General features: G+C 43.6%; 7 protein-coding genes and 1 tRNA gene. 7 read left to right on the forward strand and 1 reads right to left on the reverse strand.

Going from position 1 to position 14,950, the window contains the following annotated elements; genetic code table 11:
* Positions 1–82 precede the first annotated feature (82 nt).
* From AC570H_RS05375 to AC570H_RS05405, 7 genes are all read left to right on the forward strand, one after another.
* Positions 83–3,061 carry a polysaccharide lyase family 8 super-sandwich domain-containing protein gene (locus AC570H_RS05375; RefSeq protein ID WP_497352477.1) on the forward strand — a complete coding sequence of 993 codons (2,979 nt, stop codon included), beginning with the start codon at positions 83–85 and terminating at the stop codon, positions 3,059–3,061.
* A gap of 13 nt (positions 3,062–3,074) precedes the next feature.
* The gene (locus tag AC570H_RS05380; protein ID WP_497352479.1) at positions 3,075–4,295 is read left to right on the forward strand and encodes a glycoside hydrolase family 88 protein; all 1,221 of its coding nucleotides are present in this window, start codon (positions 3,075–3,077) and stop codon (positions 4,293–4,295) included.
* 186 nt (positions 4,296–4,481) lie between these two features.
* Positions 4,482–5,819, forward strand: a complete 1,338-nt coding sequence (locus tag AC570H_RS05385; protein ID WP_497352481.1) for a sulfatase family protein — start codon at positions 4,482–4,484, stop codon at positions 5,817–5,819.
* Positions 5,820–5,837: 18 nt separating this feature from the next.
* A complete protein-coding gene (locus AC570H_RS05390; RefSeq protein ID WP_497352483.1) occupies positions 5,838–6,539 on the forward strand; it encodes a DUF6250 domain-containing protein in 702 nt (233 codons plus the stop codon).
* Positions 6,540–6,593: 54 nt separating this feature from the next.
* Complete coding sequence (locus AC570H_RS05395; protein ID WP_497352485.1) at positions 6,594–9,275, forward strand: DUF4962 domain-containing protein; 2,682 nt, start codon at positions 6,594–6,596, stop codon at positions 9,273–9,275.
* Between the two features lie 121 nt (positions 9,276–9,396).
* Entirely contained in the window at positions 9,397–13,458 is a 4,062-nt protein-coding gene (locus AC570H_RS05400) for a hybrid sensor histidine kinase/response regulator transcription factor (protein WP_497352487.1), read from the forward strand.
* Positions 13,459–13,646: 188 nt separating this feature from the next.
* Positions 13,647–13,720 (forward strand) — tRNA-Arg (locus AC570H_RS05405).
* 159 nt (positions 13,721–13,879) lie between these two features.
* Here AC570H_RS05405 and AC570H_RS05410 read toward each other — a convergent pair.
* Positions 13,880–14,824: a hypothetical protein gene (locus AC570H_RS05410; protein WP_497352489.1), complete on the reverse strand. Its 945-nt coding sequence runs from the start codon at positions 14,822–14,824 to the stop codon at positions 13,880–13,882.
* Between the last annotated feature and the right edge of the window lie 126 nt (positions 14,825–14,950).

Consider the following 14,950-nt stretch of genomic DNA (forward strand, 5'->3'; position numbering starts at 1 on the left):
CTTGTGTATGAGCAAAAGATAAAAAGGAGAGTGGCTGAGGCCACCTCTTCATTTTACCTATAAACAACATACAGATCATCCAATGAAAAAATCATCCCTACTCTTTCTTTTCATGGCATTCCTATGCAGTGCAAGACCTATTCTTGCCCAGGAAAAGATCTTTGCCAATTATTTTGATATCGAAGTAAATAGTCCCCAAAACACAGAAGTAATGGGGCGCATGCATTTAGAGCGAAACAAAGATGTACTTACCAGGCCCATCCCTAAAAGCTATCAATTCGCCATTACGCAACAAAATGACAATTTATTTGCCCTGGCAACCCGTTTCGATCCCTTAGGCAGGATCATGGGGGTATTGACGGCCAAGCAAAAAATAACCGACCATATGCTGGGCGATCATCAAATCGCTGTTGCATTAAAAGACGGTACAAAAACACTGCATACATTTTCTGTAACAGTAAAAGTGGTTAAACAAACACTTTGGCAAACCCTGTACAACCGTTATAAAGACTATACCGTATCTCAGGAGGGAAGCCGAATGTATGGCAGAAAGGTGTTTAAAGATAGCCAGGTGGCCGATTTGATTGCCGAACTGGAAAACAATAATGGCAGATTTGCGGCATTTGGCTTTTACGGCAAAAATGTAATGGATTATAAAAGCCCAGGCGGAAAAACCATAGAATTTGAGTGGGAGCAAGTGGCAAATCAGATCGGCGGTTTGGGCTATGCCTATGCCAAATCTAAAAAATACGGTCCCGAAGGCGATCCCAAAGCTCATCAGGCGTTAAAAAATGCCCTGTATTCGGCCATAATTGCCTATACAGAAAGTGTACCGGTTGAGGGCAGCGATGTAATGGTCAAAGGCAAACCGATAGGTCCTTATACAGGTGATGGTTTCAGCAATTTAAGAGCTTACAACTTGGTAGGCACCCAGGTAGTAACCCACCAGTGGGTGATTTCTGATGCGCTGATTGCACCATCGGTACATTTAATGCCCGATATGCTGGCCGATATAAAAAACGGAAACAAACAGGCCGAGCGTGTATATTATGATTTTGTGCGCTTTTATCAAACGGCTATGGCCGAGATGCCCGGCAGAAGGACGATAGACAAATCGGATGACAAGGAAGAAGACGGACGTTGGGGCATATTGCAAGATACGCTCCGTTCTTCGGGTGCCTGGGCCGATGCCAATTTGGGCCACCGTGGCCGTTGGATGTTGGCCATGCCTATTGTTTGGGCCGACTACAACCGGCCGCTAACCTATGTGCAATATTGGTACGCCGATTTTTACAAAGATCAGCCCTTTAAAAACTTCAGCTTTTCTTACGGATGGAGCCCACATGGCGTAACAGCTGATGTAGCCAGATGGTTTACCAAGTTTAATGTTCCTGCCCATGGCTACAAACAATCTGGCTTTCAGCCCGATGGCACCATTTCACATCACATTGCAAAAGGCACAGATGCGGCCATGCAGGCTTATGGCTTTGGCTGGCTGGCAGAAGCCTTTGTCGGTTTTAACCAATTTAAGAATACGGGCTTTAAGCTAGGCGATCAATATTACCAGTTCCCGGCTGATCGTTTGGTAGGCACCTATCCAAAACTGATTTATAAAAACCGCTTGGATTTTTTGGTATCGGGTAGGTCTTATGGAGATGATTTGCAGAAGTTTGTAAACAACACTTACTTAAAAGCCTTTGAAGATTTAAAATCATCCCGTAGTGCCAGCACCAAATTGGCTAATCAGGCGCAATTGGATCAGGTGTATGATAAAATCAAGAAAAATAACTTTGAATACTCGGGTACGGATGCCTTTTGGGTAAACGAATTCTTGGTGCACCGCCGAGGTGAAAACGAAAAACCCTTTTACGTATCGCTAAAATTAAAATCGAAACGTACCGTAGGTGCCGAAGATTTTGGAGAAGTACGCAAATCCTGGTATGCAGGTTATGGTATTCTTCCATTAAAAATAACCGGCGATGAATATGCTGACAAAGTATTGGCCAATTTAGATTGGCATGCATTGCCTGGCCTTACCGAAGAATGGCGCAGCGATGCGATCCCGGTAGGCCATGCACAAGGCTCATTGCCAGGCGATAATGAGGTGGCTGGCGTAACTGCTGATGGAAAATCTGGCCTAGGCATTTACCATCATTTGCCAAGCGAAACCTACAGCTCGGCTACTGCCCAAAAAAGCTATTTTTTTGTTGAAGATAAAATCATTTCCTTAGGCAACAACATCAGGCGTTTGCGCCCCGGCCAGCAGAAAGATATTGTAACCACCATAGATCAGTCCTCTTTTTTACAAGCTTTAACCATTTGGCAAAACGGTAAAACCGAGGTGATCCAGCCTTCGCAATCGCTGAACCTTTCTTTTGAAGCCGATCAGCCGCTTTGGTTGCATACCGGCGAAAAGGGCTATCTCATTTATCCCGATGGGAAACAAAAAATAATGGTAAAAACCGGGGCCGAAATCAACGTGACAGACCCTCAAAATGCCAATAAAACACCAGGCTATGTCATCGCCATCAATCATGGCCTGCAACCCGCAACAGGCAACAGCTACAGTTATTTTTTAGTGCCAAATGTTTCGGCTGCCGAAATGCCTGAGGTAATGGCCCGTTATGCAAAAGATGTTCAATTAAAAAAAGAGGCCGATGCACACGGCGTATACGTAGCAAGTGCCAAAACCTGGGAATTTGCCTTTTTTAAAGCTGCTACTTTCACGATAGCGGACTTAACGGTAAAGGCAGCGGCACCGGCCTTGTTCATCCTAAAAGATCAAGGCAGCAGCTGGAAACTCACGGTGAGCAATCCGGCACCAGATATCAATACGCAACAACTGGTTTTTCATGTATCTCAGTCGCTCAAACCTGGAAAATATGCTTATCAACTGGGTGGCATTTATCCGCGAGCAGGCGAGTATGTAACCATTACCGCCGAAGGCAAGGGCAGCAAAATAGTAGCAGAATTGGCAGATAAAAGAGATGATGCTTTTTACAATTACCAGGCCGAACTCTACAATGCTACTCCAATAAGCATCGAAATCCCGAAACAGTAATACTGCCGATCAAATGAGTGAAGAAACAAAGAGAGTAAGAAATACAGGTTTATGCATTTGCTTAGGTCTATCAATGTTTATCATGGGTGTAATGCAAAAGGCTCATGCCCAATCGCTTAGCGACAAAAGGATCGCCTCTATTTTTGCACTCGAAAAAAAATATGCAAACAAGGCCTATGCTACTGTAAAAGCTGATGGAAAAATGCCCCGTTCAACCGCAAAAGGCTTTCGCCCAATTGACGACTGGACCAGTGGTTTTTATCCGGGCATTTTATGGTTGCTGTATGAGTTTACCAGTGATAAAGCCGTATTGCAAAAAGCACAATATGCCACCGCTTTGGTGGAGAACAACAAGTATTTTACCACCGACCATGATATTGGGTTCATAATTTACTGCAGTTATGGCAATGGCTATCGCTTGACCAAAAACCCAAAATATAAGGCCGTAATTATAGAAGCATCGAAAACTGCCCTCAAAAGGTATAATCCAATGGTAAAATCCATCATGTCGTGGAATGCCAACCCAAGTCGCGACTGGCAATTTCCTGTGATCATAGATAACATGATGAACCTGGAAATGTTGCTCAATGCCACCCGCTTTACCGGCGACAGCAGCTTTTATCGGGTAGCGGTTAACCATGCCAACACCACCATGAAAAACCAATATAGAGCCGATTACAGTTGCTCGCATGTGGTAGATTACGATCCGCAAACAGGCAACATGCGTAAACGCGATTGGAACAATGGCAACAGTGATCCTGCTACTGCTGCCTGGAGCCGTGGCCAAAGCTGGGGCTTGTATGGCTTTGGGTTCATGTATGCGCTTACCAGAAAAAAAGAATATTTGGCACAGGCAGAAAATATTGCTTCGTACATCCTCAATCATCCCAATATGCCTAAGGATGGAGTGCCGTACTGGGATTACAATGCACCCGAGGTGCCAACAATGAGAGATGCCTCTGCAGCGGCTCTGCTGGCTTCGGCACTCTTGAAATTAAGTACGCTGTCTGAACCAAACGGTACAAAGTATTTCAAGGCTGCCGAAAAAATTCTTGTTAGTCTCGCTTCGCCAACTTACTTGAACAGTTCTGGCAAAGGTGATTTTTTGCTCAAACATGCCACGGGTAATTTTGTACAAAAATCAGAATTAGATGCTGGCTTGGTCTATGCAGATTATTATTTTTTGGAAGCATTGCTGCAATACCAGAAGGTAAAGAGAAAGTTTGAACCTTAACCCAAAACCCATTGAATGAACAGATTTTAATCAAATCTAAAATCATATTAACCAAATTCTAAATAGTTTCAATCAGGCGAGGCCTATATTTGTTAGCCAAGTTAATCCTGTAAAAAATATATGGACATGTGTTGTTGCAAAATTCGGTTTGAAAAAATAAAATCAATAGTCTTTTTTTCGGGAGCCATGCTGTTCTTTGGTGTGCAGTTTTGCGCTGCCCAAACCACAAGGCCCAATATTTTGGTAATCATGACCGACCAGCAAACTGCCGAAGCGATGAGCATTGCCGGAAACAAGGACCTGCATACGCCAGCCATGGATAAACTGGCAAAAAACGGAGTGAGATTTACAAAGGCTTATTGTGCGCAACCCTTGTGTACGCCATCGCGTACCGCAATTTTTAGTGGCAAAATGCCTTTCGAAACCGGCTTTGTGGGCAATGCAACAGAAAAAGATGGCCAGTGGCCCGACAGCCTGCTCACCATGGGCAAAATTTTTCAGCATGGCGGTTATAAAACAGGCTATGTAGGTAAGTGGCATTTGCCTATACCTACTACAAAAATTGCGCAGCATGGATTTGAATTTATCCAAAACACAAATTTTTTGGATTACAACGATGCCGCAACGCCATCCTACTGCGCCAAATTTATCAAAGAAAACAAAGACCAGCCGTTTTTGCTGGTGGCTTCCTTTTTAAATCCACATGATATCTGCGAATGGGCAAGGGGCGAGGCCCTGAAAATGGATGTATTGGAAAATGCGCCACCAGCTGCGCAATGCCCAGCTTTGCCTGCCAATTGGAAAATCCCTGCCAATGAGCCAAAAATTCTCCGAGAACAGCAACAAGTAAGTTTTCGGACCTATCCTACAGTGAACTGGACGGGCGATCAATGGCGCCAATATCGCTGGGCCTATAACCGCTTGGTCGAAAAAGTAGATGGATACATTGAAATGGTCTTGGCTTCCTTAAAAAAATATGGAGTAGAGAAAAATACCATCATCATTTTTACGGCCGACCATGGGGATGGCTATGCAGGCCATAGCTGGAACCAGAAGCAGGTTTTATATGAAGAAGCCTCAAAAGTTCCTTTCATCATTGCCAAAATAGGCGAGTGGAAAGCCCGAACAGACGACATGCTGGTGTGCAATGGTACAGACATCATTCCCACCATCTGCAGTTTTGCTGGCATACCCCAACCCGCTTACCTAAAGGGAGTCGATATCAGCAAAAAAATAGCCAATCCCGCTAAAAACCTACGCGATACTTTGGTGATAGAAACCGACTTTGCCGACAACGAAACGTTGCTGGGCATTAGTGGCCGTGCGGTGATGACCAAAAACTTTAAGTACATCGTTTACAATAAAGGTGAAATTAAAGAGCAGTTGTTCGATTTAACGAAAGACCCTGGCGAAATGAACAACCTGGCTGTCAATGCCTCTTTTAAAAAACAGCTGGTACAGATGCGCGCCTATTTAAAGCAATGGTGCAAAACGAATGGCGATAAGTTCAGCACAGATTTGTAACCTTAAGTACAATAGCAAATGACCGTGGTTTTCAAAATAGGCTTATCGATAAATCTCATCTTTGTATTGATGCTGGACGCATCGGCCTTGGCACAAAAAACGGGAACGCTCATTTTTAAATCAGATTTTTCGGCACCCTTAAACTGCAAAGACTGGGTAGTCGAAATAGATAACCTGCCCGGGCATACTTCTACGGTTTATACTTTCAATAAGACCTTGGTATTGGATACCTGGGGCGGGGTAACCGTTTGGTTAAACAAAAAACTAAGTGGCAACCTGCAAATAACATACGACAGGGTAATACGGATGGGCAAAGGCTGCAACGACCGCATTGGCGACTTGAATCAGTTTTGGATGGCGGCCGACCGCAAGAATACCAACCTGTTTACCCGACGTGGAAAATTTGAGGAGTACGATGACCTGAACCTCTACTATGTGGGCATGGGTGGAAATTTCAATAGCACCACGCGTTTTAGAAAATATGTAAGCCCCACCTCAAAACCTGTCATCAAAGAATATACAGATCAAAAACATCTGCTGGAGAGCGAAAAGGTATATCATATTAAAATAATAGTGAAAAATGGAACTTCAAGTTTCTGGGTAAATGGAGCGTGCTATTTCAATTATACTGATCCCAAGCCATTAACATCAGGGTATTTTGGTTTTAGAAGTTTACAATCCCGACAGGAAATTAAAAACCTCCGCATAATTGCCTTATAGTACCATTATGAAAACAACCTTAAGCATTCCATCAAATAATCGTCTGCAACAACAATGAAAAAAATACTCGCCTTATCGCTTTCTATACTGGCCTTAAATGTCTTGGCGCAGCAAAAGCCTGCCATGATCAAGCTAACAGCCGAAAAACTACATGCCCGGGTGCGCGAATGGCCCTATCCGGCTAACGGAATTACGGTGCCTACCAATGCGCCGGCATTGTTGTGGCCCGGTACCAACGGTAAAAACATGGTGAAGCCGATGGAAAGCGGGAGCGAAGTGCCCGAAGATCCGAACATTGGCAATGTGCGTTACAAGGTGGTTTTGGCCAGTGATGCAGGTTTTAAACAAAATGTAATTGCCAGTGCCGAACAAAGTTGGGCGGTTTATCCCTTGCACCAGGCCTTAAAACCGGGCAAATGGTTTTGGAAATATGGCTACGCCTTAAAAGGCGAGAATAAATGGAGCTGGTCGCCCGTATACAATTTTGTGGTAGATGCCAAATATGCCAACGAAAAGGTATCGCCTCCAGTAAGCGCGGTATTGAAAAGAAACGAGGGCCAGCATCCTTTGCTATGGGATATGCACCGCATCGGCGAAGATTTTTACCGCAATAACCTCCAAAATCCAGAAGCTAAGAAGTTTATTGCCTTTGCCACAAAGTTGATGGATGCGCCATTGCTTACCGAAAAACCGATGCGCATAATTGATACCACCGGTAAAACAGACGTAGAGAAAAAAGTGATAAAAACCAGGATGTACCATGGTTTTGGCGACGCGGTAGGCACACCTGTACGCAATTTGTGCATTGCCTATCAATTAACCAAAGACAAACGCTTTATACTGGATGCCAAACGCAGGGCACTCAATATCGCCAAAATGGATCCCAATGGCTTGGCCACTGGCGATGATTTTACTGGCGGAGCAGTTTTAGAAGCTTTGGGCTGGTTTTACGATGCAGGCTTTGACTTTTTAAATCCGCAAGAAAAAGAATTGCTTAAAAACATGATTGTGCTCAGGGCAAAACGGGTGTACGACCATTTGCCCAACCGCTTCGAATTGCATGTCAGCGATAACCATGTATGGCAGATCACGATGCGCAACTTGGCCATAGCTACTGTTTCGGTGATCAACGAAGTGCCTGAGGCCAAAGAGTGGCTAACCTACCTGTACGAAGTCTGGTCGGCCAGATTCCCGGTTTTGGGAACTACCGATGGTGGCTGGCACGAAGGCAACGGCTATTTCAGGGTAAATTTCAAATCGGTTATTTACCTCTCGCAAATGTTTGGCGATTTTAGTGGGGTCGATTATTTTAAACTCCCATGGATGCAAAACCTGCCTTATTATATGTTGTACACGCATCCTCCAGGTTCGGCAAGTACGGCCATAGGCGATATGTGGGAAAATATTCCAACGGTGGTGAAAGGTGAGGCCTGGTTTGCCGATGCCTTGACGTTTAGGATGAAGGATACTTACCTCAACTGGTATGTTGATCAAATCAAAACCGATAATCCCGATTACTTTCACGGTACAGATGATTACCTCTTGTTTAGGCTGTTGAATTACAAACCTGGCAAGAGTTTGCCGGAAACTTCTCCAGCCGATTTACCCAAAACCCGAAAATTTGCCGATGTTGGCGTGGTAGCCATGCACGAGGATTTGGCACATGCCAATAAAAGCCTCAGCAGTTACCTGTTCAGCAGTCCATTTGGTTCATCGGGCCATGGCCATGCTTCGCAAAATGCATTTACCATCAATTACAAAGGCAAGGTTGTTTTTGGCGGAACGGGCTACTACAGCAATTTTAGCGATCAGCATAACCTATTGTATTACCGGACATCTAAAGCATATAACACCATTTTGGCCGATAGCCTGAACCAAAAAATTGGCGAAGAAGGCTACGGTTGGATCCCGAGGGCAATTTCGGGCAATCACATTCAATATGCCTTAGGCGATGCCAGCAACGCCTATGGAGCGATCAAAAGCGAATTTTGGCTCGATAGGTTTAAGCAGCTTAACCTAACACCGAGCAAAGCCAATGGCTATGGCGAAAGTGGCGTAACCCTTTACCGCAGGCACCTGTTACAGTTGGCCGGTGGCTATGTTGTTTTGTATGATGAGCTGGAAGCCAACAAAGCCGTAAAATGGACGACCCAGTTTCATGCACCCTATTATGAAATAAAGGCAGCGCCAAGCGATAATGCCAAACAGCAGCACTTTTCGGTAATAAGCGATTTAGGCAACATAAGCGCGAGTGTATTTGCCAATGGCAATTTAAACATGAAGGTACACCATCAATTTGGTGAGCCTGCCGTAAACTGGAACAAGGTAACTGACGATAATGGCAACATTAAGGACTTTAAAGAACAATGGCATGCCGGAATTACTTCGCAACCATCGGCTAAATTCAGGTACCTGACCATCATCCAAATCAAAGACGGCAAGGCCGAAACGATCAAAACCATAACAGCAAGCAACGGATTGTACCATTTGCAAATAGGGCAATGGCATATCCAAGCCCAGCTTGACGGCACTAAGCCGGCCGCTTTACAGGTGAGCAATTCCAATTTGCAATCTTTGTTTAACTATGGCAGCTTGCCGACCAGCTTCGAAGGAAAAGCCATTAAAAACCAGATTTCGGGCAGTTCGATCCTGTTGGAAATGAACGGTGCCAAACTGAACCGGAAAGAGGCGGTGGATGAATTGCCGGATGTAGCTAAATTTGATTTGGAAAAATAGTTTAATAGCGCGATTTTTGTGAGCTAAGCAATTGGTATCCCCGCCAGTATATTGCTGTTTAAGATTGTCAATCCATCGCTAATTGGGCTTTTAGCCAAGCTTCTATTTATGTCATGCAAATATGAAAGACAGTAGTCAACAGAAGGCAAGGTTTTACAGGCGTTGCATCATTGTAGTGGTATTGTGGTGTCTGGCAAATACTGTTTCGGCACAAATCGGCAAAAAGCAGTTCAGAAACATTTCTGTTGACAAGGGCTTATCGCAAAGTACCGTTTTCGCGGTGAAGCAAGATACGCTTGGATTTATTTGGCTGGCCACCCAAGACGGATTGAACAGGTACAACAGTAAGGATTTCAAGGTCTATCGCCCCCTAAAAGGAGACACCGGCAGCTTACAGTCTTATTACATCAGAAGCCTTTTTATCGATCATCAGGGCTCATTATGGGTAGGCGGCAACCAAGGCATTAGTCGCTACGACTATAAGAGCGATAGCTTTGTGAATTATAAATTGCCACGTGGCATAGGCGAGTGGTATATTTCTTCTATTGCCGAAGATGCGCAGCACAACATTTGGGCGGTTTCTTTGGCGGGAGATATTTTTCGTTTAATGGCCAATGGCAAGCAGTTTACGGCGGTAAACCTCAATGCCTTAGCCAACGGGATCAAAAAGATATCCTATATCGGTTTTTGGAAAAACAGCCTGCTAATGGGTACCGATGTTGGCCTTTTTAAAATGGATGCACAAAAGAAAGGTCTCTTTAAGGTAAATCTTGGCGAAGAAAAACTATATGTGAGCGATGTTTATATAGATGATGCCGATTTTTGGATTGCAACCGAGGGCAATGGCTTGTTTCGCTACAATCAAAAAACAGGGGAGACAAGCAATTTTTTGCACACGACCTTGAAAAACAGCGTAGCCGATAACAACATCAGGTGCATTGGCAGGGATGCAGAGGGCAATATTTGGTTGGGTACTTTTAAGGGGCTGTCTATTTTAAATCCTGCAAGCCTTGTTTTCGATAATTACTACCACCAAATATCCCAACCCTTTACCATCGCCCAAAATTCCGTACGCAGCATTTTTCGCGATAAGCAGAATGGCATGTGGCTGGGCACTTTTTACGGTGGCGTCAACTACTACCATAAAAACGATATCAAGTTTAACCTGCTCAGCCAACATACCGGCAAGCCTTCGCTCAACGACGAAGTCATCAGCGTGATTAAACAAGATCCGCAAGGCAATTTTTGGATAGGCACAAATGACAAGGGAATCAATTACTGGAATACGGCTAACAATACCGTGAGCTATTATTCTTTTCGGGAAAATGAGCCCAACAGCCTGAGTGCAAACAACATCAAGTCTATTGCCTTTGATAATGACAACAATTTATTGGTGGGCACACATAATGGCGGCTTAAACCTATTCAATCGAAAAACCGGAACCGTAAAACGCTTTCAGCACCAGGCCAATAACCCCAACAGCATTGCCGGTGATTTGGTGTACAGCATTTTAAAAGATTACAAAGGACGCATCTGGGTAGGCACAAGGTCTGGATTGGATTTGTTTCAGCCCAGCGACCAAACATTTGCCCATATCCATTTAGACAAGGCCGGCAAGCGCTTGGTGTCTGATGACATCACTTATCTTTTTGAAGACAGCCAGCACAGGATTTGGATAGGTACCACCAACGGGGTTTCGCAGTTCTATGCAGATAACCTGCTGTTTGGAAGTGTTGATGACAGCAAGCTGAGCAAAGATGTGGTCAATTGTATTGCCGAAGACAATAAAAAGAGGATCTGGGTAGGCACTAGGGGCGGACTGAATCTGTATGATGAAGATCAACGTGCCTTTGTAACTTTCAAAAACAAAAGAGACCTGTTAAAGGGGACCATTTATGGCATCCTGCCCGATGACGATGGGAATTTATGGATTTCTACCAACAGCGGATTGGTGAAGTTTAATCCCGATACGCATGCCATCCAGTCTTTCGACGAGACAGACGGCTTGCAGAACAACCAGTTTAACGAATATTCTTTTTGTAAGGCCAAAGACGGCATGATGCTTTTTGGAGGCATCAAGGGAATTTCCTATTTCTATCCGGCTGCCGTTAAGCAACAGCCGCTTCAATTGAAATTGAGTTTTACGGCTTTAGAAGTCTTCAATAAAAAGGTGGTTGCCGCCGATGCCACGGGTATCCTCGACAATCATATCGATCAGACCAAAGTCTTGACCTTTGCGCCAGACTACAAGCAGTTTAGCGTGTTCTTCAATACCTTCAATTACATTTCTGCCAATCGCACCCATTACAATTACAAGCTGGAAGGCTTTGATAATGACTGGCAAAGAACCAACGACCTGAAGGTAAGCTATAGCAATCTTCCCGTTGGCAAATACACCTTGCTGGTAAAGGCAGAAGGGCCCAATGGCGAAGTAAGCGCTACCAGACAGCTCATCATTATGATCGCACCACCCTGGTACAATACCGCATGGTTTTATTTGATCGTAGTGCTGGTGCTGGGCGCCGCCGGTTATTTTGCCTATAAGGTGATTGCCGAAAGAATAGCAACCTTAAATCAATTGAAATTGGAGCGCCTGGATAAGGAAAAGGTTCGTCATATCAACGAAGTAAAAATGGATTTTTTTACCAATGTATCGCATGAGCTTCGGACACCTTTAACGCTGATTTTGGCCCCCTTAGAAGAACTGATCAAAAAGCCAATGGCCGATCCAGCAGTGGGCAAAAAGCACGAACTGATGTTAACCAATGCCAAAAGGCTTTACAGCTTGGTCGATCAGTTGTTTGAGTTCAGGAAAACCGAAATGGGCACGCGTAAGCTCAAGGTAAACAAAGGCGATTTGGTAAGCTTTATCCATGAAATCTATGAATCCTTCATGCCGCTTGCCGAAAAGAGCAATATCCAATACATCTATCATTCTTCAGAAGCGCGCTTATCCTTTTGTTTTGATAAGGATGCAATGGAGAAGATCCTGTTCAACTTATTGTCCAATGCCTTTAAATACATCGGAGAAGGCCATAAAGTAGGCATTGAGTTGCTCAAGCATAACGATTACGCAATGATCAAGGTTTCAGATACAGGCATCGGAATCAGCCAAGCCGATTTGGCTAAGGTGTTTGACCGCTTTTATCAGGTCAACAGCAAGGAAATGAACCTTGGATCGGGGGTAGGCCTGGCTTTTACCAAGAGTTTGGTAGAACTGCATCATGGCCATATAACGGTGGAGAGCGAGCCAAGCAAAGGCACTACTTTCGTGGTCACTATTCCAACGGCCGATTTGTTTTACGCCAACGACTCGCACCTTGACAGCCCGCTCTATGAACTTTCTATCTTGCCAGAAACTGAAGCAGTGCCCATCGCCAACGATGTGGCTAGCGCTGAAGACAGCACATTCGAAAGCAAAGCGATCAAACTCTTGCTGGTTGACGACAATGAAGAGATTTTAACCTACCTATATAGTTACCTGAACGAAAGTTATCAGGTATTTACCGCCCATAATGGCAAAGTTGCCTTGGCAATGCTGGAAAACCAACAGATAGACATGATCATTAGCGATGTAATGATGCCCGAACTGGATGGCTTGCATTTTTGTAAGCGCGTTAAACAAAACATCAATACCTCACACATTCCGCTCATTCTTTTAACGGCTAAAACCGAAACCAGCCAACAGATCAAAGGCTTGGAAATGGGCGCTGATGATTATGTAACCAAGCCTTTTTCTACCAGTTTGCTCTTGGCCAAGATCAATAACCTTTTGCGCTCGCGCAAGCGACTAAAAGAGTATTATTCTGCCAATAAAGAAATTGTACCCGAGCATATTGCTTTCAATACCTTAGACGAAGAGTTTTTAAAGGAAGCGATTTCCATTATCGAACTGCATTTGTCTGATTCTGATTTTTCGGTAGACAAGTTTAGCCGCGAAATCGGCATGAGCAGGTCTAACCTGTACCTGAAACTCAAAGCCATTACCGGCGAATCGGCTACCGATTTTATCAAGCGGATTAAGTTTAAAAAGGCAGTAGAGCTGATGCAGTCGCGGAGGTATACCATGGCCCAAACGGCATACATGTGCGGTTTCAATTCGCCTTCTTACTTCTCTACGGCCTTTAAGCAGTATTATGGCTGCATGCCAACCGAGTACCTGGCCAAGATAGAAGAAAAATAGGAGTAGGCAATCCGATCGGCTTTTAACTTTCCTGCTTTAGCAATAGTTAACGATTTGGCGCAAAGCTAGCAGGCTGATTTTTAAAAGTTTAGCAGGCTCAGCGCAAGTTTGCATAGGAAATGAAAATTTATATTGCTCTTTTTGCTTTGAAATCATATCTTTGCAGCGTCAACCCACAAAGTTGAAAGGCCTCCATAGCTCAGCTGGATAGAGCACCGGTTTTCTAAACCGTAGGTCACAGGTTCGAATCCTGTTGGGGGTACAAAAGCCTTAGCGAAAGCTAGGGCTTTTATTTGTAATTCCGAATGTAGTGAGGAATCTCCTGTGGTGAATCCATCATCATATCCTTATGATTACGTAGGATTTGCTCATCTTCGTACATTTCCTAATAGCGTCCCATTTATCATTTTATTACAGTGTCTTATTTTTTCTCCAATCTAAATCCTGCTACAATATCGTTAAAATAATCCCATTTGGTTGTAAGTGTATAAGGGTTTGGAAGACAAAGTATTTCATACTGACCGTTCAAAAATGTTTTAGAAACAATCCATGAGGATAGAATTCTGCCTTCAATTATGTTTGGATAACCTTCGACTTTCAGCCTTCTTTGTCCTTTTTTGTTAATGGTTCCAGAAACGAATTTATTTGCTACATCTCCTGACAGTGTATAGGAGGATAATAGGTCACTCTCAAAAAATGGCGCATCGTTCATGCCTGTATAGGCACTAAGTACATCTGGTTTATGTTGTAGTTCTTTATAGTACCCGGGATGGTTTATACCTTTAAAAACAGCCATTTCTTCGTAACAACTAGCTAAAGCGATATCACCATCTTTTTTTTTCGTAAACACAAACCATTCTTTCATTGCGGTGATTGTAATTTCGTTTGCACGTTTTATATATAAATCAAGGGCATCGGGTTGGATTAAATCCTTTTCTTCTAATTGGAAATCCTCTATCCACGCTGTACTCTGAAAATAATTTGGGCTTAGGAATTGCTTGGCTACTTCGTCAGTATTTTCATAGTTGTCCAGTAGGATATTTCCAAAAGTTTCCATTAGAGATTTGGCCAATACGGCAAGTTCTTTGGTGTAGTGACTTGCACTTTTTACATATGATGATAGTCCAGCTTCTATTTTGTTGAGGTCATCTGGATATTTTATCATTGATTTTTTTAGGCGATGGCGAAACTTTTCGAGTTTTTTTTCAGTGAAAAACTCTAGTGAATCTAACTCTGCAAACATATCGTTTGTAACCAGGGGACCAGTGGTAGGAGTGCTAAGATGTTCTAAAGCATACTCTGATAATTGATGCTTTGGCTCCTGATGGCTGAGTTTTTGTTGAAAACGTTGTTTTTGTTTTTTCATTTATTAAAGATACTTCAACGCAACTATTTTCTAAATGTTATAAAATTTTGTTGAAAGATCTTGGCTAATTTTGAAAGATGCGAGTGGAAAATGGAGACCGGGTGAACTGGAAGGCTTGGGAACGTT

The sequence above is a fragment of the Pedobacter sp. B4419 genome (assembly GCF_059693725.1).

Excerpts from the sequence above, each read along its gene's own strand:
- AC570H_RS05410 (WP_497352489.1), bottom strand. The coding sequence starts at position 14,824 with ATGAAAAAACAAAAACAACGTTTTCAACAAAAACTCAGCCATCAGGAG.
- AC570H_RS05375 (WP_497352477.1), top strand. The coding sequence starts at position 83 with ATGAAAAAATCATCCCTACTCTTTCTTTTCATGGCATTCCTATGCAGT.
- AC570H_RS05395 (WP_497352485.1), top strand. The coding sequence starts at position 6,594 with ATGAAAAAAATACTCGCCTTATCGCTTTCTATACTGGCCTTAAATGTC.
- AC570H_RS05385 (WP_497352481.1), top strand. The coding sequence starts at position 4,482 with ATGCTGTTCTTTGGTGTGCAGTTTTGCGCTGCCCAAACCACAAGGCCC.
- AC570H_RS05390 (WP_497352483.1), top strand. The coding sequence starts at position 5,838 with ATGACCGTGGTTTTCAAAATAGGCTTATCGATAAATCTCATCTTTGTA.
- AC570H_RS05400 (WP_497352487.1), top strand. The coding sequence starts at position 9,397 with ATGAAAGACAGTAGTCAACAGAAGGCAAGGTTTTACAGGCGTTGCATC.
- AC570H_RS05380 (WP_497352479.1), top strand. The coding sequence starts at position 3,075 with ATGAGTGAAGAAACAAAGAGAGTAAGAAATACAGGTTTATGCATTTGC.